Below are 24518 nucleotides of genomic sequence, written 5' to 3' on the forward strand. Positions count from 1 at the left end.
GGTGCCAGACATGTGCAAATCGGCCTCAGCAAATGACGGAGACCGAAATGCCACACCCTCTTGTTTCACCGGAGATGATCGAAACCTATCGCAATGACGGGGTTGTTCTGGTCAAGGGCCTGTTCGCCGATCACGTCGATGCCTTGCGGGAAGGGGTGGCACGCAACATGGCTGATCCCGGGCCATATGCGTCGGAAAACAAGAAAGAAGGCGAAACCGGCCGTTTCTTTGACGACTACTGCAACTGGTCTCGCATCCCCGAGTTTCGGCAGGTCATTCAAGCCTCTCCGGTTGCTGAGGTCGCTGCCGACCTGATGGAGTCCCGTTCGGTCCAGATGTTCCATGACCACGTTCTGGTCAAGGAGCCCGGCACCTCGATGGCCACGCCGTGGCATCAGGATGGGCCCTATTACTTTGTGGAAGGGCGTCAGACGATAAGCTTCTGGTCGCCGCTCGACCCGGTGACGCAGGCGACTCTGCGTTGCGTGGCGGGGTCTCACCTGTGGGAAAAGGAAGTGTTGCCGACGCGTTGGGTTTCGGAGGAGGGTTTCTTTCCTGACGAGGGCCAGTACATCGCGGTACCAGACCCCGAGGCCGAAGGGATGCGGATCGTTGAGTTCGAAATGGAACCCGGCGATGCGGTCGCCTTCAACTTTCGTACCCTGCATGGTGCCCGAGGAAACCAGTCCGACAGCCGGCGCCGCGCCTTCTCGCTGCGGCTGGTCGGGGATGACGCCTGTTATGTCGAGCGTCCGGGCCGGACGTCGCCGCCGTTTCCGGGGCATGACATGCGGGCTGGACAACGGTTGCGCGAGGACTGGTTCCCGGTTCTGCTCAATCGCTGAGCCGTTCCGGCCCGCTCAGAACCACTGGCCAGGTTCCATCAGGCCAAGGTCCAGCAACTGGTGCGAGTTCCATTGGAAAGGAACCGAGGACGGGCAGCGGAAACTGGGAATATCAAAGGTCGATCCCGCGTTGCTTTTCAGCGCTTTGGCGGCGCGGAACGAACAGATTGCGGCCGTCAGGTTGTGATGCCAGGGACAGGCATAGGTGTTGTACTCGGGCTCGTTAAAGGTGTGATCGGGTTGGAGGGTCAGACCCTTGCAGCTTTTGAACAGCGCGATCCGGTCGATCCGGCGCCGTTCATACGGGATGTGATCCTCGAACCGCCAACGCAAGCCACCCGACATATCCAATTGACGCTCCAGCGGTTGTCCCGATCGGTCGTGCCGGGAATGAGCATAATATCCAGTGCTGTCCAGCATCGCATGATCCGGGGCCACGCCGTTGGGATAGGCGGACAGGTCGTCGGCGTAGATGTCGATCACGTGGCAGAGCATCGCGTCGCGCCGCTCCTCGGCGTGAAAGGCCAGCATCTCTGCGACCGTGCGCGTTTCGCAGAACGGAAAGAACAGGTATTCCGAGTTGTAGCAGTAGTACAGCCAGATGTTTGGCGCCGCCTGAATGACGCGATTTATGGTGTCGAACACCACGTTTCTGGGCGAGCAGCGCATCGTGACCCGGTGCACCCGGTCCAAGATTTCAGGCAGGATCGAAAACTGGGCCGGTGCAAATACGATCACGGATTTGAACCCCAAGTCCAAGTGATGGCGCAAGGTCCCATCAAGCTCGACATCGTCTTCGGCAAAAACCAATGCGACCGGCCCCTTGGTCAACGCTGCCCGGCCCGATTTCAGAAAGTGGTCGAGGGATTCGTATTTCATTGCCCGCTTGTAGCCTGCCTTGCTGGAAATATCCGTCAAATTCGGGTAATTGCGCTAGCATTGCAAGCGGCGTTCGATGGGTATAGACGACGCCGGTCCAGCGAACGCAAAAGGCCCAGCCCATGTCCGAACCGAAAAAGCTGTATATCAAGACCTATGGCTGTCAGATGAACGTCTATGACAGCGAACGCATGTCCGAGGCGTTGGGCGGACAGGGCTATGTGGAAACGCAGTCGCCCGAAGATGCGGACATGATCCTGTTGAACACCTGCCACATCCGCGAAAAAGCGGCCGAGAAGGTGTATTCCGAACTGGGCCGGTTCAAGGGGTTGAAGGCCGAAAAGCCCGATCTGAAGATTGGCGTGGCTGGTTGCGTGGCGCAGGCCGAGGGCGAAGAGATCATGCGCCGGCAGCCGCTGGTCGATCTGGTCGTCGGCCCGCAGAGCTATCACCGCCTGCCCGAACTGGAAGCCAAAGCGCGTGCGGGCGAAAAGGCGCTGGATACCGATTTCCCCGAAGAGGACAAGTTTGAGAAGCTCAAGAACCGTCCCAAGGCCAAACGCGGCCCGACGGCGTTTCTGACCGTGCAGGAAGGTTGTGACAAGTTCTGCGCCTTCTGCGTCGTGCCCTATACCCGCGGGGCCGAGGTCAGCCGCCCCGCCGATCGTATCCTGCGCGAGGCGCAGGACCTGGTCGAGCGCGGGGTGCGCGAGATCACGCTGCTGGGCCAGAACGTCAACGCCTATCACGGGGCAGGTCCGAACGGTGACATGACCCTTGCCGGGCTGATCTGGGAGTTGAACAAGATCGACGGGCTGGAGCGCATCCGGTTCACCACCTCGCATCCCAACGACATGACCGACGACCTGATCGAGGCACACGGCACCTGCGAAAAACTGATGCCCTATCTGCACCTGCCGGTGCAGTCGGGGTCGGACAAGATCCTCAAGCGGATGAACCGCAGCCACACCGCCGAAAGCTATCTGTGTCTGATCGAGCGGATCCGCGAGGCGCGCCCCGATATCCTGATGTCGGGCGATTTCATCGTGGGCTTCCCCGAAGAAACCGAAGAGGATTTCCAGGCCACGTTGGATCTGGTCGAGCAGGTCCGCTATGGCTATGCGTATTCCTTCAAGTATTCGACACGGCCGGGCACGCCCGCGGCCGAGCGTCCGCAGGTCGATCCACAGGAAGCTGACGACCGTCTCCAACGCTTGCAGGCTCTGATCACCCGGCACCAGCGCGAGATCCAGGATGCGATGGTTGGTCGGACAGTCCGGGTTCTGTTTGAGAAACCCGGGCGTCTGGCCGGACAGATGGTTGGCAAGTCCGAGTATCTGCATGCCGTCCACGTTTCCGGAGCCGATCTTTCGGCGGGAGATCTTCGCAACGTCCGGATTACGGCTTCGGGCGCCAATTCACTGGCCGGCGAGGTGCTGTGACAGGGCCGCGGTTCACCGCTCACGCAACACTCGTGGCGTTTGTTTCCAAAATTTACCCTTGATTTATCGCTTGGAACTATGGTCGGAGAATAGCCAGAATTCTCGGGGCCGTGTTTCAGGTGGCCTTCGGGCTTTACATCGGCGGGGCTTCCGGTCGCCCGGGCACCGCAATGGAGGGTACGAGTGACACGTCAGGCAGGTATTCGACAAACAGGGGTGGGCCGAGTTCTGGCCGGCCTATTGCTGGCCGCCAGCGCAGGTATTCCTACTCATGCGGGGGATTTGGACGGCGCCGTTTCCGATCCGGTCGTGTTGGGGCCGGAGCGTTATTCCAAAGACGTCAGCGCCTTCTATCTGGGGTTCAGCGCCGGGTATGGATCAGGCGGAACAGACCAGTTCGGGCTCGCTACCAATGCGGGCACCTTTCCCATCGGCAAACTTGACCTGAGCGGTGCCTATGGCGGGATACGGGGCGGTTGGCGCGGTGTTCTACCTGCGCGTGGCGGGCGCGATTACGTCTACGGGTTCGAGATCGGGTACGATTTCGCTTCGCTGGATGACAGTGTCACCACGCAGATAGGCACCACGACCGTTCAGGGCGGTTCCGAGATATCGGATGTGCTGTCGTTGCGGTTCAAGAACGGGCTGACCAACCCCAGCGGTTCGGTTCTGTATTTCGTTACCGTCGGGTTCGTTCAGGGTGAAATCGAAACGACCAACAGCCTGTCCAGCGGCGGCACCACTCAGTCTTTCGCAAGCGATGACCGACGCAACGGATTCGTGGCCAGCATCGGGGCCGAGCATCAGTTGAACGACAATTGGTCCGTTACTGGCGAACTCGAATATGTGCAGTTCCAGTCGAAGGTCGTCGACTTTGGCTCGGGCTTCTCGACCAAATCAACGCCCAGCTACCAGGGGATTCGCGTCGGGTTGAACTACAAGTTCTGATCCCAAAGGCGGATTCCGGCCTGAGATTTCATCGCGCCGGGCCATGAATTCCTTTCCGCCTGACCGATTTGCGATCAGTTGCTCAGATTTTTGAATCTGTGGCTTGCGCCGACCGACTCTTGTTGTCTACGCTTGGGGTGACAACGCCAAGACAGGAGAACGGATTGGCCATCGGTGCCCTTACCCCACCGCAAGATGAAATGCCCGCGAACGAGGCGTTTGTTGAATTCCCTGACAACCGACTATTGATTGATCTTTGCGGCGAATACGACCGCAATCTGGCCGAGATCGAGCGGAAACTGTCCGTTCAGATCGTGCGCCGCGGCAACCAACTGGTCGTCATGGGCGAAGACGAGCTTCAGAAGCAGGCGATCGAGGTTTTGCAGGCCCTCTACACCCGACTGGAAGGCGGGCGTGACGTCGAAGCTGCCGACGTTGATCGCGAATTGCGGATGGGCAATTCCGAAGCCGGAACCGGCTCGCGTGATGGCGACCAGCTTGAAATGTTCAAGGGTGGAACTGTCGAAATCAAGACCCGCAAAAAGCTGGTCGAACCCAGGACTGACGCGCAAAAGGCTTATGTGCAGTCGCTGTTCAACAACGAACTCGCCTTTGGCATCGGCCCGGCGGGAACGGGCAAGACCTACCTTGCCGTGGCCGTGGGTGTGTCGATGTTCATCGGCGGACATGTGGATCGAATCATTCTCAGCCGCCCAGCCGTCGAAGCCGGCGAAAAGCTGGGTTACCTGCCTGGTGACATGAAGGACAAGGTCGATCCGTATATGCAGCCGCTATACGACGCGTTGAATGACTTTCTGCCAGGCAAGCAACTGGCCAAGCTGATCGAGGAAAAGCGGATCGAAATTGCCCCGCTGGCGTTCATGCGCGGGCGGACACTGGCCAATGCCTTCGTTGTATTGGACGAGGCCCAGAACGCCACGACGATGCAGATGAAGATGTTCCTGACGCGGTTGGGCGAGGGCAGCCGGATGGTGATCACCGGCGACCGGTCGCAGGTGGATCTGCCGCGCGGCGTGGCTTCGGGGCTTGCGGATGCCGAGCGGTTGCTGAAGACGATCCCGAATATCAGCTTCAACTACTTCACATCCAAGGACGTGGTGCGCCATCCGCTTGTCGCGGCGATCATCGAGGCGTATGAGGCCGACTCGGGCCGGGAAACGGGTTGAACCGTCGGGCCCGGGCAAATCGGCCTCGGAGCGTCACGAGATGAACTTGGAAATCACGATCGAAGACCCGCGCTGGCAGGGTCTTGAGCCGTTGGCGCACAAGGCCGTGGCCGCGACGTTGGCGCATTGCGGCGTGGATGCCGATTTGTGCGAAGTCAGCGTGCTGGGCTGCGACGACGCCCGGATTGCCGAGTTGAACGCTGAATTTCGTGAAAAACCTGCGCCGACGAATGTGCTGAGCTGGCCCGCCGAGGACCTTGCTGCAGATCAGCCCGGCGGCACACCGCTCGTGCCCCAGCCGGATTTCACGGGTGACATCGCGCTTGGAGACATCGCGATCTCGTATGACACTTGCTGGCGCGAGGCTCAGGAAGCCGGGAAATCCATGGATGACCACGTGACCCATTTGCTGGTTCACGGAGTGTTGCATTTGCTGGGGTATGATCACATTCGTGACCTTGACGCCACTTTGATGGAACGTGCCGAGGTCGAGATACTTGGCAAAATGGGTATTGATGACCCATATAATGAGTAATGTGGGCCTTGGTGCCCGATCTATTGGAACAGGAAAATGGGCGATATTGACGGCAGTTCTGGAGCGGCGCAGAGCGCGCACTCGCAGAGCAGCGATGAAACCAAAGAGAAAAGCGGGCTTTTCTCTCGTATTCTTGATGCTTTTTCTTCCGCCGAGGATGACGCCGAAGTCGTCGTGAACGGGAACGAGGCCGTAACCCCTCAGCCACGCGGCATGATCAATCTGCGGCGCATGCGGGTCGAGGATGTGGCAATTCCTTCCGCCGACATCGTGTCAGTGCCTTCGACCATCACCAAGGAGGAACTGGCCCAGGTCTTCCGGGATAGCGGTCTGTCGCGAATACCTGTCTACGAGGGGACGTTGGACACGCCGCTGGGCTTTGTTCACCTCAAGGATTTTGCGCTGACGCATGGGTTCAACGGTGGGTCGGCGGAATTCGATCTGATCTCGATGCTCCGCCCGTTGCTGTTCGTTCCGCCTTCGATGCCGATCGGTGTTTTGCTGACCAAGATGCAGACCGAGCGTCGCCACATGGCGTTGGTGATCGATGAATATGGCGGCGTCGACGGGCTTGTCACGATCGAAGATCTGATCGAACAGGTCGTCGGAGAAATCGCCGATGAGCATGACGCCGACGAAAACCAGCTGTGGGTGCAAGAAAAGCCCGGGTGCTATATCGTTCAGGCCAAAGCACCGCTTGAGGATTTCGAGGCCGAAATTGGCCGGTCGCTGACCAGCCACGAGGATGTCGACGAGGAAGAGATCGAGACTCTGGGCGGGCTGGTCTTCATGCTTTCTGGGCGGGTTCCAGCTCGCGGTGAGGTGGTTTTGCACCCCGAAGGCCCCGAGTTCGAGGTTATCGACGCGGATCCGCGGCGCATCAAGCGCCTGCGGGTGATGCTGCCGGATATGGCTGCATGAATCCTGCCTTGCGGTGGCCGCATTGGCTGCGCGTGGTACTGGCCGCGATACTCGGCGCGTTGGCGGCCTTTGGCTTGGCGCCGTATGGCTATTGGATAATCAGCTGCATTGCGCTTGCATCCGTCGCGCCGTTGTTTCTGGCCAGTTCCACGCGCGCTCGCGCGGCATGGGTGGGCTGGGCTTTCGCAACCGGTTACTTCGCCAATGCCCTGAGCTGGATCATCGAGCCCTTTCAGATCGACGCTGAGCGTTATGCCTGGATGGCCCCTTTTGCGCTTGTGTTCATGGCTGCTGGCTTGGCCTTGTTCTGGGCGTTTGCTTTCTGGCTCGCGCGCGGAACCCGAGAGGTGGGGCCGCGGAAGGTCATCTTTCTGGCCCTGACCCTGTCGCTGGTTGAAATGGCGCGCGGCTACGTTCTGACCGGGTTTCCTTGGGCGGGAATGGCACAGATTTGGGTGGATGCCCCGGCCGGGCAACTCCTGGCATGGGTTGGTCCATATGGCCTTGGGGCCGCGACCTTTTTGCTTGCCCTGCCGTTGGGCGCTGCCGTCGCCGGTCCTCGCAACGGCAAGGCTTTACTTTGGCCCGTCGTTGCAGTTGTCATCTTTGCGGGTTTGGCGCTGGTTCAAGCCAGCAACCGCCCGAGGGTTGCAGAGACCGGTCATATTGTTCGTCTGGTCCAGCCCAACGCGCCGCAAGAGCAGAAATGGGACCCTTCTTTTGCCCCGCTGTTTTTCGCTCGACAGATTGAATTCACTGCCGCCGATCCGCGTCCCGACTTGATCGTATGGCCCGAGACGTCGGTTCCGGCGTGGCTGGGCAGTGCGGGTCCCTATCTGGAAGCGATTGCCGAGGCCGCTCAGGGAACGCCCGTCATCCTCGGTATCCAACGCGGAGACGGGCCGCGCATCTACAACTCAATGATCTACCTCGACGAGCAGGGGCGTCAGACCGGCCTGTACGACAAGCATCATCTGGTGCCCTTCGGCGAGTATGTCCCCTTTGGCGATCTGATGGACAGGTTCGGAATACACGGTATGGCCGCGACCACGGGAAGTGGCTTCAGCGCCGGGCCCGGAGCGGCGATGCTGAACTCCGGCAAGCTGGGTCTGGCTCTGCCGCTGATCTGCTACGAGGCGATCTTTCCGCAGGATGTCTCGGCGGCGCCGCAGCGCCCGGATTTCCTTCTGCAGATAACCAATGATGCCTGGTTCGGAACCCGTACAGGACCATTCCAGCATCTGGCGCAGGCAAGGATGCGGGCCATCGAACAGGGTCTGCCGCTGGCGCGGTCGGCAAATACCGGTGTTTCGGCGATGGTCGATCCCTATGGCAACGTAATCGCCTCCCTGCCTTTGGGACAGGCGGGTTTCGTGGATGCTCATCTTCCGGCGCCATTGCCTCCGACACTGTATGCGCGAACCGGCGACGGGCTGACGCTTGGGCTATTGTTGGTGCTTCTGCTGCTGTTTGGGCGCAACGTTCGGTTTGGCAGGGCATAATTACCGATTGACCCCCTGTTTCTTCGGGCGTATCCCGTCGAATGCCTGTCACAACGGCTTCCTGGCGTGACGGGGAAATCTTAATGGAGCGCTTTCATGTCCCGACAGAACTACATTTTCACTTCGGAATCCGTTTCCGAAGGGCATCCCGACAAGGTGTGCGACCGAATTTCAGATGCGGTCCTGGATGCCTTTCTGAATGAAGAGCCCGAAGCGCGTGTCGCGTGCGAAACATTTGCCACCACTGATCGGGTGGTCATCGGCGGCGAGGTCGGTCTGTCGGATCAGGAAAAACTGCACGACTACATGGGCAAGATCGAAGAGATCGCCCGCGCTTGCATAAAGGACATCGGATACGAGCAGGACAAGTTCCACCACGAAACGGTCGAGGTGACGAACCTGCTGCACGAACAGTCCGCGCACATCGCCCAAGGGGTCGATGCGTCTGCTGACAAGGATGAAGGCGCCGGTGACCAGGGCATCATGTTTGGATATGCCACTACCGAAACCCCAGCCCTGATGCCGGCTCCGATCCAATATGCACACGCCATCCTGCGCCGTCTGGCTGAGGTGCGCAAGAGCGGGTCTGAGCCCGCTCTGGGTCCTGATGCCAAATCGCAGCTGTCGGTGATCTACCGTGACGGGCGGCCAGTCGGTGTCAGTTCGGTCGTGCTGTCCACCCAGCATCTGGATGAGGCGCTGACCTCGGACGATATTCGCCAGATCGTCGAGCCCTACATCCGCGAATCTCTGCCCGATGGCTGGCTGAGCGACCAGACGGAATGGCATGTGAACCCTACCGGCAAGTTCGTCATCGGCGGCCCGGACGGGGATGCTGGTCTGACCGGGCGCAAGATCATCGTCGACACATATGGCGGTGCGGCCCCGCACGGCGGCGGGGCGTTCTCGGGCAAGGACCCGACCAAGGTCGACCGGTCGGCGGCCTATGCCGCGCGGTATCTGGCGAAGAACGTCGTGGCCGCCGGCATGGCCGAGCGTTGCACGATCCAGCTGAGCTATGCGATCGGCGTTTCCAAGCCGCTTTCGATCTACGCTGACACCCACGGCACCGGACAGGTTGCCGACGCCGAGATCGAGAAGGCGGTCGGACAGGTGATGGACCTGACCCCGCGCGGCATCCGCGAACACCTGCAGCTGAACAAGCCGATCTACCAGCGCACGGCGGCCTATGGGCACTTCGGGCGCGAGCCGGATGCGGACGGCGGCTTCAGCTGGGAGCGGACCGATCTGGTTGAGGCCTTGAAAAAGGCTGTCTGAGCCAGCACCGGGAAATCAAACACGGCAAGGCGCGTCCGATGTGGCGCGCCTTTTTCGTTTCGAAGGTCGCCCCTCCGGCACAGCCCTCCCCTTGCAACGCAAACCCCACCGCAGTAAGGGCACCGGCATGAGCACCCAGTCACCCGAACGCCCCCGCAGAAACTTCTATGGCCGCTTCAAGGGCAAGACCCTGAAGCCCAGCCAAAAGACCTATCTGTCCGAGGACCTGGCCGCCCTGTCGCCGGGCGCGGTGGATTGGGACAGCAACCCCGACCGCACCCCGATCGACTTGGACGCGCTGTTCGGCGGCAAGCCGGTATGGCTTGAGGTCGGGTTCGGCGGTGGTGAGCATCTGGTGCATCAGGCGCAGCAGAACTCCGATATCGGCATCATAGGGGCCGAGCCGTTCATCAACGGCGTGGCCATGCTATTGGGCAAGATCCGCCGGGCCGAAGTGACCAACCTGGCGGTACATCCCGGCGATGTGCGCGACCTGTTCGACGTGCTGCCCGATGCCAGTATCTCGCGCGCGTTTCTGCTCTATCCCGATCCGTGGCCCAAAAAGCGGCACCATCGCCGCCGCTTCGTGACGCCCGAGCATCTGGACCCGCTGGCGCGTGTGCTGAAACCCGGCGCGATTTTCCGCGTGGCGACCGACATCCCGGACTATGTCCGCCAGACGCTCGAGGAGGTGCCCCGTGCCGGTTTCGAATGGCTGGCCGAGGGCCCCGAGGATTGGCGCAAGCCGTGGGACGACTGGATTTCTACCCGCTACGAGCAGAAGGCCCTGCGTGAAGGCCGCACGCCACACTATCTGACCTTCCGCTGCAACGGGTGATTGCGGCTGGACGCTGCGGCGCCAATTCGCTAATCGGCAGAGGCACTGATAGCGCAAAAGGAGCCCTCATGTCCGGACACGGCACGCCCATCCCGATGACCTCGCATCCCTGCGGCCCGCTGACCGGCACGGCCGAAGTGCCGGGCGACAAGTCGATTTCGCACCGCTCTCTGATCCTTGGGGCGATGGCCGTGGGCGAGACCCGGATCTCGGGCCTGCTGGAAGGCGAAGACGTTCTGGACACCGCCAAGGCGATGCGCGCCTTCGGGGCCGAGGTGATCTCGCACGGGAATGGCGAATGGACGGTGCATGGTGTCGGCGTGGGCGGCTTTGCCGAGCCGGATCAGGTGATCGACTGCGGCAACTCGGGCACGGGCGTGCGCCTGATCATGGGCGCGATGGCGACCAGCGCGATCAGCGCGACCTTCACCGGCGACGCCAGCCTGAACAAACGCCCGATGGCGCGGGTGACCGATCCGTTGGCACTGTTCGGGGCACAGGCCGTGGGCCGCTCGGGCGGGCGTCTGCCCATGACCATCGTCGGCGCGGCCGATCCGGTGCCGGTGTGGTACGAAGTGCCGGTGCCCTCGGCCCAGGTGAAATCCGCCGTTTTGCTGGCCGGCCTGAACGCGCCCGGCAAGACCGTGGTGATCGAGAAGGAAGCCACCCGTGACCATTCCGAACGGATGCTGGCCGGGTTCGGCGCCGAAATCACGGTCGAGGATACCGACGAAGGCCGGGTCATCACCCTGACCGGCCGGCCTGAGTTGAAACCGCAGGTGATCGCCGTGCCGCGAGACCCCTCCAGCGCGGCCTTCCCGGTCTGCGCGGCGCTGATCACGCCGGGATCGGACGTTCTGGTGCCGGGCATCGGCCTGAACCCCACGCGCGCCGGCCTGTTCACCACGCTGCGCGAGATGGGCGCCGATCTGACCTATGAGAACATGCGCGAGGAAGGTGGCGAGCCGGTCGCCGACCTGCGCGCGCGCTACTCGCCCGACATGAAGGGCATCGACGTCCCGCCCGAACGCGCAGCCTCGATGATCGACGAATACCCGGTGCTGTCGGTGGTTGCGGCCAACGCCACCGGCAAGACGATGATGGGCGGCGTCAAGGAGCTACGCGTCAAGGAAAGCGACCGCATCGACGCCATGGCGCGTGGCTTGCGGGCCAACGGCGTCACGGTTGACGAGGGCGATGACTGGTGGTCGGTCGACGGGCTGGGCATTGGCGGCGTGCCCGGCGGCGGCACCTGCGAAAGCTTTCTGGACCATCGCATCGCAATGTCGTTCATGGTGATGGGCATGGGCGCGCAACAGGCGGTCTCGGTCGATGACGGCAGCCCCATCGCGACCTCGTTCCCGATCTTCGAGCCGTTGATGAAGGGCCTTGGCGCCAAGGTCGAGCGCACATGAGCTTTACCGTCGCCATCGACGGCCCGGCCGCTGCGGGCAAGGGCACGATCTCCAAGGCCGTGGCTGCTCATTTCGGGCTGGCGCATCTGGATACGGGTCTGCTGTATCGCGCGGTCGGCCGGCGCACGCTGGACGGCACCGACCCGGTCGAGGCGGCGCGGTCCCTGACGGCCGAGGAGTTGAAGCAGGGCGACCTGCGCACCGCCGAAATCGCGCAAGCGGCGTCGAAAGTGGCCGTGATCCCCGAGGTGCGAACAGCGCTGATCGATTTCCAGCGCAGCTTTGCCCTGCGGGCCGGCGGCGCGGTGCTGGACGGGCGGGATATCGGCACGGTGATCTGCCCCGAGGCCGAGGTGAAGCTGTTCGTCACCGCCAGCCCCGAAGTGCGCGCCGAGCGACGCTATCTGGAACTGGCTGACAAAGGCGCGGAAATAACGCGCGCGCAGGTTCTGGCCGATGTCCGCGAGCGCGACGCGCGAGACGCCGAACGCAGCACGGCCCCGATGAAACCGGCCGACGATGCCGTAATTCTGGACACTTCGGACCTGAGCATCGAGGCCGCGCTGGAAAAGGCGGTCGCGGTTATTCAAGGAAAGCTGCCCTCGGCAAGGTGAGACCGCGGACAGCGCTTGGCGACAGTCCGATTACAGTTCGCCGACCGCAATCGACTTGATATTCGCCCACTGGTCATCCGCGGTCTTGGCGGTGCCGGACACGTCTTCGAGGAACTTAGCGCGGGTTGCCGCGTTCAGAAACAGATACAGCTTGCCATCGGCCAGCAGGTACTGATCCGGATCGCCATCGAACTTCTTGCCCACGGAAACACCATACGAGCAGAAGCCGCCGTGCTGCGGCAGGTATGCCTCGGGGTTGGCCTCGAAAGCTTCGCGGTTCTCGGCCGAGGTGAAGTAGTAGGACGCGCCACTATAGGTGGCCGAATGCGTGGCGAACCCTTCCACCGGGTTGCCTTCAGTGACCAGCGCCACCAGATCGACCCCGTGAGCAGCCAGCGGCGCACCGCCGGCCGAGATCCCGTTCGAGACATTGATCTCATCCGCCGCAAAAGCCGGTGCGGCGATCATCGGCAGGACGGCGACAAGGGCGCTGAGTACAACAGATTTCATTGTGTGTTCCTTTCGTGTTCAGTTGTGGCCGGCACGCGCGCCGACCGGTGCAGAACAGATAAATGCGGGCGTGCGGACGCGTAATCGCAGCGCGAACGGAAAACCTTGCAGATCGTTCGCACTTGCCGAGAGCCAGCCAAACCGGCTCACCAAGCTGTGTTTGGCCAGTTGATCAGTCCCCGCTTAGGCTGAACGCGTCTATGGTGGAGAGAGCGGATGATCCGATTTGCCTTGATCTGGATTTTGTTGGCCGGCCATGCGTTGGCACAGGAAGCCGAGCCACCGATGACCTACGAGAGACTGGGCAAGATCATCTTTGCCCTCGACCCCGATGCCGAGCCGCAGGGTCCGGGCTTTACCATGACGATTTCCGATGTGCCGGTACTGGTTGTTACTGATGTGCATGCAGACCGGATGCGGGCGATGGTTGCGATCAGCGGCACCTCAGAGCTTTCGGCCGAAGACTTGCAACGCATGATGCAGGCCAATTTCGATAGCACGCTGGACGCGCGCTATGCGATCGCCAACGGAACCTTGTGGGCCGTGTTCATCCACCCGCTGTCACGGCTGAACAAGGATCAACTGATCTCGGGCCTGGCGCAGACCGTCAATATCGCCCTGACCTATGGCACTCTCTATTCCGGGGGTGCGGCCGAGTTCGGCGGTGGCGACAGCCATGATCTGCAACGCGAACTGATCGACGACCTTCTGAAGAAAGGCGAGGACATCTGAGGCTGCCTCGAAAGGCTCATCCGTCATCACTGGCCGTTAGGTGCCGGGGAAACAGGTCGTGACCATGCGTTGCTTTGGCAAAGGCGCCCGTTTGGGCCTACTTGATGCCGCCATTGGCCCTAGCTGGATGCCTGAAAGCTGCTATAGTTTCCCTTAGCGATAAGGGGAGGTCGCCACCGAGGCCCGGCAAAACGGGCAGGCGGCCGCATAATCCTCACAGCCAACAGGGACAGAACAACATGAATAATCGTTTGCAAAAAATCACCATCGTGGGTGGCGGTACTGCCGGCTGGATGACGGCGCTGCTTCTCGAGATGGTGTTTTCGCGCACGTCAGCACCCAAGGACCGTCCGCGGATCTGCCTGATCGAAAGCCCGAACATCGCCACGGTCGGCGTTGGTGAAGCGACCGTGCCGCGTATGCCGGTCACGCTCCGTCAGGCTGGGATTTCCGAGCGAGACTTTTTCCGCGAAACCAATGCGTCGTTTAAGCTGGGCGTCAAATTCTGCAACTGGAACAAGGACGCAAAGGGAAAGCGCATCGACTATGTGAACCCATTTGCCCATGGCCAGATGCTGGAAGGACTCGAGGCCGCCGAATACTTCCTTCGGTTTGGCAACGGGGACCGGGATTTCACTCAGTCCATCTCGCCGCATGATGACCTGGCCCGGCTGTGCAAGGGCGCGCGGCTTCTGGGGCAACCCGAATTCGAGCAGCGGTTTGGCTATGCCTATCACCTGGACGCTGTAAAATTTGCAGGCATGCTGACCAGGGTCTGTACGCAGCGTGGCGTCGAACATATCCGAGACGAGGTGCAGTCGGTCGAGTTGAATGAACAGGGCAATGTCAGCCATCTGATGCTTGAGCGTGCAGGACGCCACGATATTGAAATGGTCGTGGACTGCACCGGTTTCCGCGGCCTGATCATCAATCAGGCACTGGGCGAGCCGTTCATGGATTATTCGGACTATCTTCCGAACGACCGTGCCATGGCGTTGCAGATCGAACACCCCAATCCGCGGAAGATCGAAAGCGTCACGCGATCGACTGCACTTGGCGCTGGTTGGACATGGCGCGTGCCGCTCTACAACCGTGTGGGTACGGGATACGTGTATTCATCCGCGCACCGGACGGATGATCAAGCGGCGGACGAATATCTGGAGTGGCTGGGTGACAGCGGCAAAGGCGCGACGCCGCGGGTGATCCCCATGCGGATCGGGCGCGTGCGCAACGCGTGGGTCAAGAACTGCGTTGCAATCGGGCTGGCCGGTGGGTTCATCGAGCCGCTGGAAAGCACTGCGATCCATATGGTCGACCATGCTGTGCGCTGGTTCGCCGAGCATTTGCCGACCCGCGATATCGAACCCTCATTGAGGGACAGGTACAATCGTCAGATGAACAAGCTCTATGACGAGGTGCTGGATTTCATTTGCCTGCATTACAAGCTGAACAATCGTACCGATGATCAATACTGGATCGACGCGCGGACCGAGATGAAGGTGCCGGACAGGCTTGCTGAAAACCTCGAGCTTTGGAAAAACCGCCTTCCGATGCAGCACGATGTCGAGTTTGCAACGCTGTTTGATCATCGCGTCTATCAGACGGTTCTGCTGGGCAAGCAGGTCTATGACACGGGGTATGGCACAGGAATTCGTGATCGCATTCGACCATTGCGGAAGGACATCTGGTTCCAATGGTGGAAGGGCGCGAAAGTGGACCTGGCGCAGATCCTGAAAGCGATGCCGGATCACAAAACCCTGCTGCGCGACATTCGCGGAGAGCTCAAGCAACCCACCTTTGCGATGGCCAAGGCGGCACAGCCGACTGTTCCGATGCCGGGTGCGGCACCCGAGCCGGTGGTCATCCAGAACATGCCGAACCTGGCCGAGATTCAAAGCGGCAAGAAAGACCTGCAACTGTTCTAGGTCTCCCGGCTTCGGCTAATATTGAGAGCTTCGGAATGGCTGAGGGCAGGGTTGCAGAACCCTGCCTTTTTTGACCTCAATCCGGGGTTGCGCACCAAAAGTATGTTACGTAATAACATACCATAAAAGTTGGAACGTTTCCCCAACCCATTCCGTCCGGTCCAGTTCCCGCTCTGAAAATTCGCCTTGGTACAGTCGATGCCCATGACCAATCAAAGACGCAATCTGCGCAGCCGCCTGAACCGCCGGAGACGGCAACGCCCCGCGATGCAGGCCTATGACACCCTTCCGCCTCAGTTGCGTCAGTGGCTTGCGAATGCCTGTTTGCCGTGGAGTCCGAACTCGGCCCTCAAGATTTGGAAGGCAGCCGGTGGGGCAAAGGCCCCGGCCGACGCACTGGCGCGTTTGAATGCGATCGAGCAGGCCATGCTGCTGAGGGATGCCCGGATTTGGGAGGAGTAGCTGGCCCGGAAAACGCAAGCGGAATCCCGCGTCGGCTTGCAACAAGGGCCTTTCTGCTTGCGCTGCGCCCAGAATCCGCCTATACGCGCGCTGTCTGAACAAGGGCGGTCAACGCCCGGACGACGTATCTGAGCAGGGCCGGGTTTCCTCGGCCCTTTGTGTTTGTTTAGCCAGATGCGCACCGGGTCACGCCAGAGGACATCATGAAACAAGACCGGCGGAGACAACCGCTCGGCCAGCAAAAACGTTATGTAAAGGAAAACAACGCCACATGGCTAACGCATCCATGGAGGAATTCGAAGCCCTCCTGAACGAAAGCTTCGAAATGGACACCCCCGAAGAGGGTTCGGTTGTCAAAGGCAAGGTCATCGCGATCGAAGCGGGCCAAGCCATCATCGACGTAGGCTACAAGATGGAAGGCCGTGTCGATCTGAAAGAATTCGCAAATCCCGGCGAAGCTCCTGAAATCGCTGTTGGCGACGAGGTCGAAGTCTACCTGCGCGCTGCAGAAAACGCCCGTGGCGAAGCTGTCATCTCGCGCGAGATGGCCCGCCGTGAAGAGGCATGGGACCGTCTGGAAAAAGCATATGCCGACGACCAGCGCGTCGAAGGTGCTATCTTTGGTCGTGTCAAAGGTGGCTTCACCGTGGATCTGGGTGGCGCAGTTGCGTTCCTGCCCGGCAGCCAGGTTGACGTTCGCCCCGTGCGCGACGCTGGCCCGCTGATGGGTCTGAAGCAGCCGTTCCAGATCCTGAAGATGGACCGCCGCCGTGGCAACATCGTTGTCTCGCGCCGTGCAATCCTGGAAGAATCGCGTGCCGAACAGCGTGCCGAAGTCATCGGCAACCTGTCCGAAGGTCAGACCGTCGAGGGTGTCGTCAAGAACATCACCGAATACGGTGCATTCGTCGACTTGGGCGGCGTTGACGGCCTGCTGCACGTCACCGACATGGCATGGCGCCGTGTGAACCACCCGTCCGAGATCCTGACGATCGGCGAAACCATCAAGGTTCAGGTCATCAAGATCAACAAGGAAACCCACCGCATCAGCCTGGGCATGAAGCAGCTGCAGGAAGATCCGTGGGATCTGGTTGGCGCCAAGTACCCGCTGGGTTCGGTGCACAAGGGTCGCGTCACCAACATCACCGACTACGGTGCGTTCGTCGAGCTGGAGCCCGGTGTCGAAGGTCTGGTGCACGTGTCCGAGATGTCTTGGACCAAGAAAAACGTCCACCCCGGCAAGATCGTTTCGACCAGCCAGGAAGTCGACGTCATGGTTCTGGAAATCGACGGCGCCAAGCGTCGCGTGTCTCTGGGCCTCAAGCAGACCCAGCGCAACCCGTGGGAAGTGTTTGCAGAAACGCACCCCGAGGGCACGCAGGTCGAAGGCGAAGTCAAGAACATCACCGAATTCGGTCTGTTCATCGGCCTGGAAGGCGACATCGACGGCATGGTTCACCTGTCCGACCTGTCCTGGGACGAGCGTGGCGAAGATGCCATCCAGAACTACCGCAAGGGCGACGTCGTTCAGGCGGTCGTCTCGGAAGTTGACGTCGAAAAAGAGCGGATCTCGCTGTCGATCAAAGCCCTGGGCGGTGACAAGTTCGCCGAAGCCGTGGGCGGCGTGAAGCGTGGCTCGGTCATCACCGTCGAAGTGACCGCGATCGAAGATGGCGGCATCGAGGTGGAGTACGAAGGCATGAAGTCCTTCATCCGCCGTTCGGACCTGAGCCGCGACCGTGCCGAACAGCGCCCCGAGCGTTTCTCGGTCGGTGACAAGGTCGACGTCCGCGTCACCAACGTGGACAGCAAGACCCGCCGTCTGGGCCTGTCGATCAAGGCGCGCGAAATCGCCGAAGAGAAAGAGGCCGTGGAACAGTACGGTTCATCCGACTCGGGTGCATCGCTGGGCGATATCCTTGGCGCAGCGCTGAAGTCCGGCGACTAAGCCAGACTTGCAGTTTTGAACACTCAGACGGCCCCGCTCATCCCGAGCGGGGCCGTTTCTTTTGCGAATCAATGTGTTCCGGTTTTGCGAGTTATTCGGTGGTAGGTGCAGGCATGAACCGCCGGATTCGCGTCTCTACAGGCGAATTTCCGGTGCTTTCTTGGAAAATGCACCCCGGACACACAGAGTTTACATTCCACCCGGCACCGTTTTTTCCTATACTGACCAAACCAGTAGACGAGATGACACGGTGACCTGGGAGGGTAGCACGCATGATCCGTTCAGAACTGATTCAGAAAATCGCCGACGAAAATCCACATCTGTACCAACGTGATGTCGAGCGGATCGTGAATACCGTATTCGAGGAAGTCACAGACGCGATGGCGCGCGGTGACCGTGTCGAACTGCGGGGCTTCGGAGCTTTTTCGGTCAAGAAACGGGATGCGCGGGTCGGCCGGAACCCACGCACTGGCGAGACGGTTCAAGTCGAGGAAAAGTGCGTGCCGTTTTTCAAGACCGGCAAGTTGCTAAGGGATCGTTTGAACGGTAAAGCGTGATCTCATGATGCGCTACATTCGATACGGTTTTCTTGCGGTCCTGGGGATCGTCCTTGTCTCGGTCTCGCTGGCCAATCGCCAGATGGTTCAGTTGCAGTTGATGCCGGACGCCTTGTCTGACTTGCTTGGCTTCAATCTGGCCACTTCGCTGCCGTTGTTTCTTGTAGTTCTTGGCGGGATTGTGGCCGGCCTTGTCATCGGTTTTCTGTGGGAATGGCTGCGTGAGCACAAGCACCGCAAGGACGCCACCGTCAAAAAGACCGAGGTCAAGAAGCTCGAGCGCGAGGTCAAGAAGCTCAAGAAGAAGCAGAACGAAGGCCAGGACGATGTGCTTGCCCTTCTGGACGAGGCCAGCTGAGAGCCGATGTCTTCCGAGATCAGCGTAAAAATATGCGGCTTGACCGCACCCGAGCATGTGCGTGCCGCCGTTGAAGCAGGTGCGCGTTACATTGGGTTCAATTTCTTTCCCAAGTCTCCACGCTATGCACCGATTGCCCAGGCAGCGGCGTTGGCCAGTGACGTGCCGGTCGGCGTAGCCAAGGTGGCCTTAGCGGTGAACTTCAGCGACGCGCAGTTGGATGAAATCGTCGCGGGGGTTTCACTGGACATGCTGCAGCTGCATGGCGCCGAAAGCCCCGAGCGCGTGGCCGAGGTCAAATCACGCTTCGGCTTGCCGGTGATCAAGGCGATTGGAGTGGCGGAAGCCGAGGATTTGGCCGCAATAGACCTGTATTCGGACGTGGCCGATCAGTTGTTGGTTGACGCCAAACCGCCGAAGAACTCTGATCTGCCCGGCGGCAACGGTTTGCCTTTTGATTGGCGTCTGCTCGCCGGTCGCAAATACTGGCGGACGCCGTGGATGCTGTCGGGGGGGCTCAACCCGGACAACGTAGCCGAGGCGATCCGTATGACCGGTGCAAAGCAGGTGGACGTGGCATCGGGCGTGGAAAGCGCCCCGGGCGTCAAGGATCCGGGCCTGATCCGCTCATTTATTGAAGCGGCACGGTGATCTGACCAGAACGCGCTTGCGTATTCTTCTCAAAGGGGAGGATGCGGGATGCTGGCTGCAATTGGCGCGGTTTCACTGAAGCGATGGTACCATGGGCCCGAGTTCTTCTGGCGCGCGGGCAAGGCCTTGCGCCAGGCCAAGGGCGATCCCTTGTGCCTCCATGCCGAGGTGTTTTCGCATGAGGGCGCGTATTTCTCGCTCAGCGTTTGGCACGACGTCGAAGCCATGCTGACCTTTGCCCAGTCGAACCCGCACCGAGGGGTGATGCAAGCTGCCCCACGTTTGACCAATACCTACCATTTCCGTCACTTTGCCTGCATCGCCATTCCGACCCGGGAACAGGCGCTGACTATCTGGATGAACGGTAGTACCGCGGCGGAATAGTGCGATTTGCGATGGCAAATCCCGCCGGCACCTCCTAATAACAACAGGCACGACGATGGAGACCACCATGGCCAATGATCTGTTCAATTCCTTCATGTCCGGCCCGGATGAAAACGGCCGCTTCGGCATTTTCGGCGGACGCTTCGTCAGCGAGACTCTGATGCCGTTGATCCTGTCGCTGGAGGAGGAATACGAGAAGGCCAAGACCGACCCGAGTTTCTGGGCCGAGATGGACGATCTGTGGGCCAACTACGTGGGCCGTCCGTCGCCCCTGTATCACGCCGAGCGCCTGACCGAACATCTGGGTGGCGCCAAGATCTATATGAAGCGCGACGAGTTGAACCACACCGGCGCGCACAAGATCAACAACGTGCTGGGCCAGATCATCTTGGCGCGCCGCATGGGAAAGACCCGGATCATCGCCGAGACCGGGGCAGGGCAGCACGGTGTCGCCACCGCGACGGTCTGCGCCAAGTTCGGTCTGAAATGCGTGGTCTACATGGGCGCACATGATGTCCAGCGGCAGGCGCCCAACGTGTTCCGCATGCGCTTGCTGGGGGCAGAGGTGATTCCGGTGACCTCGGGCCGCGGCACCCTGAAGGACGCGATGAACGACGCGCTGCGCGACTGGGTAACAAATGTGCGCGACACGTTCTATTGCATCGGTACGGTGGCCGGACCGCATCCGTACCCGGCGATGGTGCGCGACTTCCAATCGATCATCGGCAAGGAAGCCAAGGAACAGATGATGAAGGCCGAGGGTCGCTTGCCGGACACGATCATCGCGGCAATCGGTGGCGGCTCGAACGCCATGGGGCTGTTCTATCCCTTCCTCGACGACAAATCGGTCAACATCATCGGCGTCGAAGCGGGCGGCAAGGGCGTCAACGAAAAGATGGAGCATTGCGCCTCTCTCACCGGCGGTCGGCCGGGTGTTCTGCACGGCAACCGTACCTATCTGCTGCAGGACGACGACGGCCAGATCCTCGAGGGGTACTCGATTTCGGCCGGGCTGGACTATCCGGGCATCGGCCCCGAACATTCCTGGCTGCACGATATCGGGCGCGCGCAATATGTCTCGGTCACCGACAAAGAGGCGCTTGAGGCGTTCCAACTGTGCTGCGCGACCGAGGGCATCATTCCCGCACTCGAACCCAGCCACGCGCTGGCGCATGTCATGAAGATCGCGCCCGATCTGCCCAAGGATCACATCATCTGCATGAATATGTGCGGACGCGGCGACAAGGATGTTCAAACGGTCGCCAAGTACCTGAACTTCGACATGTCTGATACCGAGGGTCGCGACGCAACCTGAGCGCGGCCCAAAGTACAGGACCCGGCACGCTTCAACCGTGCCGGGTTTTTCATTCCCGGTTCACTGTCCAGAGTCTGCGCGGTGGCTGGTCAGAACGTGCAGCGGCACGATTTCCAATGCGCGCTGGTGAGTCGCCTCAAGATGAACCTTTGGCGCACAGCCCTCGTCATGGGCCTGCATGAACCGCGCGGCACACAGGCACCAGCTGTCGCCAGGCTTCAGGCCCGGGAAATCGAACTCGGGCCGTGGCGTGCTCAGGTCGTTGCCGACATATTTTGAATAGGCCAGAAATTCAGCGGTCATCACCGCGCAGACCGTGTGGCTGCCGCGATCCTCAGGGCAGGTGTTGCAGGCCCCGTCGCGGGAAAAACCGGTCAGGGGCTTTCGTGAACACGGAGCCAGCACGCCGCCCAGAACATTTATGCTGTCCTGCTTTTGCATGCAGCTACCTTACAGGCTTTGCGCGATCTTGCGGAACATTTCGATGTTCTGCTCATTGACCCCGGGCTCGCGGAACTTCCGATCAGCGCCCGTGGCTACGATCAGCACGCCGCGCGACTGGTCGAAATACATGTACTGGCCATAAACGCCGCGTGCCAGAAACTCACCGTCATGGGCGCCGACGGGGATCCACCACTGATATCCGTAGCCGATCTTGCCGGGCTCGGTCGGCGCGCTTGGCAAGGTGGATTCCTTGATCCAGTCGGCCGGAACGAGCTGGCGTCCATCGCGCACGCCGTTCTGCAGGATCATCTGGCCAAAGCGGGCGTAATCCCGCGTCGTGAAATTCAAGCCACCCAGAACAAAGGCGACGCCTGCGCCGTCGGTGATATAGTATCCGTCCCGCTCAAGACCGAGGTGCTGCAGGATCTTTTCGTCCAGCAATGCGGCGACGCTTTGACCCGTCGCCCCTCGGATCACCATTCCAATGACATGGGTATCGATGGAAACATACTGCCAGGTCTCGCCAGGTGCCGCGAAACTGTCCTTCAACGAGGCCGCAAAGTCATCCAACTCGCCGCCCAGGGCGACGACCCGACCCATACGGTTGATGTCGGATTTCGGGTCCAGATAGTCTTCGTCAAAGGTTACACCGCTGGCCATGTTCAGCACGTTGCGGATCGTGGCTGTTTCATAGGCGCTGCCCTGCAGCTTGGGGGCATATTTGATGACCGGATCATCCAGCGAGGCTATGGCGCCCTCCTCAAGAAGGATGCCGAACAGAGCGGACAAATAGCTTTTGGCCATCGACCACGAGATCCGGCGGTCCTCCGGCGATGTGCTCAGAAAATACTCCTCGAACCGGATCTGCCCGTCCTGCATCACCAGCAGGGATGTGACGGCGCGCTCTTCGATCCAGTCTTGCGTCTCGGCGGGCAGGTCGAATTCAGCGCCATAGGGCAGGTCCCAGGTGGGACCATTCCCGCGAGGGAGGTCGACGGTCAGAAACGCCGCGTCCATGTGAGAGAAATTCTGAACGATCTTTTCTTCGGAAAACAGAGAGTTCACCGCCAGAAGGCGCTGGATTTCCTCGCGCTTCCAGAAACCGACAACTGCAGCGGCCAAGACCAGCGTCAGGACGATTCGCAGCAGCCACTTCAGACCTGTTTTCATGATTTTCCTCCCGTTTGGCGGCATTGGATCGTGATGACGGAAATTCTGCAATTGCTACGTTGCGGAAGGTCTTTGCCGCTATCGGAACTTGTCCAACAGCTTCTGCATCGCCGTGCGGTCATCGGGCGTTTGCGTCTCGGCTTGCGGGGCAGGAGAGGTCTTGGTTTCGGATTTGGGCGTCGTGGTGGAACTGCGCGGTGGCGCTGTTCGCAGCGCCACGGCGTTCATGAACTTGGCCGCATCGCCCGCAGCCAGATGGACCGCCCCGTCTGCAACACCTTGCAGAACATCGTCCAGCCAGTCGGCGTCGGCCTTGGCGAAATCGCCCAGAACATAGGGCGAAACCAGCTCTTTGCGTCCGGGATGGCCGATCCCCAGCCGGACACGGTCATACGCGGCACCGATATGGTCGTGGATCGACCGCAGGCCGTTATGCCCGGCATGGCCGCCACCGGCCTTGGCGCGAACCTTCCCGGGTGCAAGGTCCAGTTCGTCATGGAAAACGGTCACATCGGTTGAGTCGAGCTTGAAGAACCGCATGGCCTCGCCGACCGATTGGCCCGAGCGGTTCATGAAGGTCATGGGTTTCAGCAGCAGGACCTTCTCTCGGCCCAGCATTCCTTCGGATATTTCACCCTGAAATTTCGAACGCCATGGCCCAAAGCCATGATCCCTGGCGATGGCATCCACCGCCATGAAACCGATATTGTGCCGGTTGCGGGCATACTTTGCGCCCGGATTGCCCAATCCGACAAACAGCTTCATCGCGAATTCCTTGTGCGTTTCGGTCCGGCGCAGAATTGCACGAGATGCCTTTCCAGTGCCAGCCGCTCGTTCAAAGAAAAACGGGGCCCTGGACGAGGCCCCGCTTCAAATTCCAATCCGAAGGATCCGGACTTATTCTTCGTCTTTGCCTACGACTTCAACTTCGTCGGCTGCGACTTCCTCTTCACCTTCGCCTTCTTCGTCGTCGCTGGACGCGAGGCCGGTCGGTGCCGAGATGTTCGCAATCACGAAGTCACGGTCGATGGTCGGTTTGGTGCCGTTGGGCAGGTCAACCGACGAGATGGTGACAACGTCGTTGATTTCCAGACCGGTCAGATCGACGGTGATCTTTTCGGGGATGTCGCCGGCGGTGCAGACCAGCTCGACCTCAGGACGGACAACGGTCAGAACGCCGCCCTTCTTGATGCCGGGGGCTTCTTCCTCGTTGATGAATTCGACGGGGATGTACAGGGCGATCTTGGTCGTACGACGCAGACGCATCAGGTCCAGGTGGGTCGGCAGGTCCTTGACGACATCACGCTGAACGTCGCGGCAGATGACGCGGACGTCTTCGTGGCCTTCGACCTTCAGGTTCCACAGGGTCGACTTGAAGCGGCCTGCCTTCAGGCGCTTGAACAGTTCGTTGAACGGAATCTGGATCGGCAGCGGGTCTTTCTCGCCACCAAATACGATGCCCGGAACCATGCCGTCGCGGCGTGCCTGACGAGCGGCGCCCTTGCCCGTCCCCGTCCGTTCCAGAGCTACGAGATCAGGAATCTCACCAGCCATGATAAATCTCCAATGTTAGGGCAGGGTGCCTCCAAGGCTGTCACCCCGCGTGAAGCGGCGTCCTTAGACCGAATCCGGCCATTTGGAAAGGGGTAAAAACGATT

At 60.6% G+C, this 24518-nt stretch carries 26 protein-coding genes and 1 riboswitch; of the genes, 20 read left to right on the forward strand and 6 right to left on the reverse strand.

Going from position 1 to position 24518, the window contains the following annotated elements:
- Positions 1-47 precede the first annotated feature (47 nt).
- Positions 48-845: a phytanoyl-CoA dioxygenase family protein gene (locus K3752_RS03095; RefSeq protein ID WP_260064891.1), complete on the forward strand. Its 798-nt coding sequence runs from the start codon at positions 48-50 to the stop codon at positions 843-845.
- A 15-nt stretch (positions 846-860) separates the two neighbouring features.
- Here the strand turns inward: K3752_RS03095 and K3752_RS03100 are convergent, their stop codons facing one another.
- On the reverse strand, positions 861-1724 hold the full coding sequence (locus K3752_RS03100; protein ID WP_170339870.1) for a glycosyltransferase family 2 protein: 864 nt from the start codon (positions 1722-1724) through the stop codon (positions 861-863).
- Between the two features lie 122 nt (positions 1725-1846).
- Between K3752_RS03100 and miaB the strand changes: the two genes are divergently transcribed.
- From miaB to K3752_RS03150, 10 genes are all read left to right on the forward strand, one after another.
- Positions 1847-3166, forward strand: coding sequence for a tRNA (N6-isopentenyl adenosine(37)-C2)-methylthiotransferase MiaB (gene miaB, locus K3752_RS03105; protein ID WP_260064894.1), 1320 nt, complete (start codon positions 1847-1849; stop codon positions 3164-3166).
- Positions 3167-3349: 183 nt separating this feature from the next.
- The gene (locus tag K3752_RS03110; RefSeq protein WP_170527593.1) at positions 3350-4114 is read left to right on the forward strand and encodes an outer membrane protein; all 765 of its coding nucleotides are present in this window, start codon (positions 3350-3352) and stop codon (positions 4112-4114) included.
- 164 nt (positions 4115-4278) lie between these two features.
- Positions 4279-5301: a PhoH family protein gene (locus K3752_RS03115; RefSeq protein ID WP_093964591.1), complete on the forward strand. Its 1023-nt coding sequence runs from the start codon at positions 4279-4281 to the stop codon at positions 5299-5301.
- A gap of 40 nt (positions 5302-5341) precedes the next feature.
- Positions 5342-5836 carry an rRNA maturation RNase YbeY gene (gene ybeY / locus K3752_RS03120; RefSeq protein WP_260064899.1) on the forward strand — a complete coding sequence of 165 codons (495 nt, stop codon included), beginning with the start codon at positions 5342-5344 and terminating at the stop codon, positions 5834-5836.
- 36 nt (positions 5837-5872) lie between these two features.
- Positions 5873-6757 carry a hemolysin family protein gene (locus K3752_RS03125; protein WP_170357079.1) on the forward strand — a complete coding sequence of 295 codons (885 nt, stop codon included), beginning with the start codon at positions 5873-5875 and terminating at the stop codon, positions 6755-6757.
- Positions 6754-8259, forward strand: a complete 1506-nt coding sequence (gene lnt / locus K3752_RS03130) for an apolipoprotein N-acyltransferase (protein ID WP_260064901.1) — start codon at positions 6754-6756, stop codon at positions 8257-8259. Before K3752_RS03125 ends, lnt begins: the two co-directional genes overlap by 4 nt.
- Before the next feature lie 42 nt (positions 8260-8301).
- Positions 8302-8350, forward strand: a riboswitch (SAM-SAH riboswitch).
- Positions 8351-8355: 5 nt separating this feature from the next.
- Positions 8356-9537, forward strand: a complete 1182-nt coding sequence (gene metK / locus K3752_RS03135) for a methionine adenosyltransferase (protein ID WP_170434363.1) — start codon at positions 8356-8358, stop codon at positions 9535-9537.
- Positions 9538-9664: 127 nt separating this feature from the next.
- Entirely contained in the window at positions 9665-10375 is a 711-nt protein-coding gene (locus K3752_RS03140; protein WP_260064902.1) for a tRNA (guanosine(46)-N(7))-methyltransferase TrmB, read from the forward strand.
- Positions 10376-10443: 68 nt separating this feature from the next.
- Positions 10444-11790: a 3-phosphoshikimate 1-carboxyvinyltransferase gene (gene aroA, locus K3752_RS03145; protein WP_260064904.1), complete on the forward strand. Its 1347-nt coding sequence runs from the start codon at positions 10444-10446 to the stop codon at positions 11788-11790.
- Positions 11787-12404, forward strand: coding sequence for a d(CMP) kinase (locus K3752_RS03150; RefSeq protein WP_260064906.1), 618 nt, complete (start codon positions 11787-11789; stop codon positions 12402-12404). Before aroA ends, K3752_RS03150 begins: the two co-directional genes overlap by 4 nt.
- Positions 12405-12434: 30 nt before the next feature.
- Here K3752_RS03150 and K3752_RS03155 read toward each other — a convergent pair whose 3' ends face one another.
- A complete protein-coding gene (locus K3752_RS03155; protein ID WP_170371751.1) occupies positions 12435-12914 on the reverse strand; it encodes a YHS domain-containing (seleno)protein in 480 nt (159 codons plus the stop codon).
- A 216-nt stretch (positions 12915-13130) separates the two neighbouring features.
- Between K3752_RS03155 and K3752_RS03160 the strand changes: the two genes are divergently transcribed.
- The 9 genes from K3752_RS03160 (at position 13131) to trpB (ending at position 21246) form a co-directional block, all read left to right on the forward strand.
- Complete coding sequence (locus tag K3752_RS03160; RefSeq protein WP_170420223.1) at positions 13131-13646, forward strand: hypothetical protein; 516 nt, start codon at positions 13131-13133, stop codon at positions 13644-13646.
- 239 nt (positions 13647-13885) lie between these two features.
- Positions 13886-15571, forward strand: a complete 1686-nt coding sequence (locus K3752_RS03165) for a tryptophan halogenase family protein (protein WP_170339897.1) — start codon at positions 13886-13888, stop codon at positions 15569-15571.
- Between the two features lie 204 nt (positions 15572-15775).
- Positions 15776-16033: a DUF6525 family protein gene (locus K3752_RS03170; RefSeq protein ID WP_244952315.1), complete on the forward strand. Its 258-nt coding sequence runs from the start codon at positions 15776-15778 to the stop codon at positions 16031-16033.
- Between the two features lie 271 nt (positions 16034-16304).
- A complete protein-coding gene (rpsA, locus tag K3752_RS03175) occupies positions 16305-17981 on the forward strand; it encodes a 30S ribosomal protein S1 (RefSeq protein ID WP_170340458.1) in 1677 nt (558 codons plus the stop codon).
- A gap of 272 nt (positions 17982-18253) precedes the next feature.
- Positions 18254-18538, forward strand: coding sequence for an integration host factor subunit beta (gene ihfB, locus K3752_RS03180; RefSeq protein WP_050603110.1), 285 nt, complete (start codon positions 18254-18256; stop codon positions 18536-18538).
- 7 nt (positions 18539-18545) lie between these two features.
- Positions 18546-18896, forward strand: coding sequence for a lipopolysaccharide assembly protein LapA domain-containing protein (locus K3752_RS03185; protein WP_170340535.1), 351 nt, complete (start codon positions 18546-18548; stop codon positions 18894-18896).
- Between the two features lie 6 nt (positions 18897-18902).
- Positions 18903-19547, forward strand: coding sequence for a phosphoribosylanthranilate isomerase (locus K3752_RS03190; RefSeq protein WP_260064914.1), 645 nt, complete (start codon positions 18903-18905; stop codon positions 19545-19547).
- A gap of 48 nt (positions 19548-19595) precedes the next feature.
- Positions 19596-19931 (forward strand): hypothetical protein, encoded by a 336-nt coding sequence (locus tag K3752_RS03195; RefSeq protein ID WP_170357088.1) that lies wholly within the window; start codon positions 19596-19598, stop codon positions 19929-19931.
- A gap of 67 nt (positions 19932-19998) precedes the next feature.
- Complete coding sequence (trpB, locus tag K3752_RS03200; RefSeq protein ID WP_170365359.1) at positions 19999-21246, forward strand: tryptophan synthase subunit beta; 1248 nt, start codon at positions 19999-20001, stop codon at positions 21244-21246.
- Positions 21247-21306: 60 nt separating this feature from the next.
- Here trpB and K3752_RS03205 read toward each other — a convergent pair whose 3' ends face one another.
- From K3752_RS03205 to K3752_RS03220, 4 genes are all read right to left on the reverse strand, one after another.
- Positions 21307-21687, reverse strand: coding sequence for a DUF2237 family protein (locus tag K3752_RS03205; protein ID WP_260064917.1), 381 nt, complete (start codon positions 21685-21687; stop codon positions 21307-21309).
- A 9-nt stretch (positions 21688-21696) separates the two neighbouring features.
- Entirely contained in the window at positions 21697-22860 is a 1164-nt protein-coding gene (locus K3752_RS03210) for a serine hydrolase (RefSeq protein WP_260064919.1), read from the reverse strand.
- Between the two features lie 78 nt (positions 22861-22938).
- The gene (gene pth / locus K3752_RS03215) at positions 22939-23625 is read right to left on the reverse strand and encodes an aminoacyl-tRNA hydrolase (RefSeq protein ID WP_170436376.1); all 687 of its coding nucleotides are present in this window, start codon (positions 23623-23625) and stop codon (positions 22939-22941) included.
- 132 nt (positions 23626-23757) lie between these two features.
- On the reverse strand, positions 23758-24414 hold the full coding sequence (locus tag K3752_RS03220; protein WP_093964607.1) for a 50S ribosomal protein L25/general stress protein Ctc: 657 nt from the start codon (positions 24412-24414) through the stop codon (positions 23758-23760).
- Positions 24415-24518 lie beyond the last annotated feature (104 nt).

Origin of the sequence: Ruegeria sp. B32 (assembly GCF_025141855.1) — a bacterium.
GTDB classification, from domain to species: domain Bacteria; phylum Pseudomonadota; class Alphaproteobacteria; order Rhodobacterales; family Rhodobacteraceae; genus Ruegeria; species Ruegeria arenilitoris.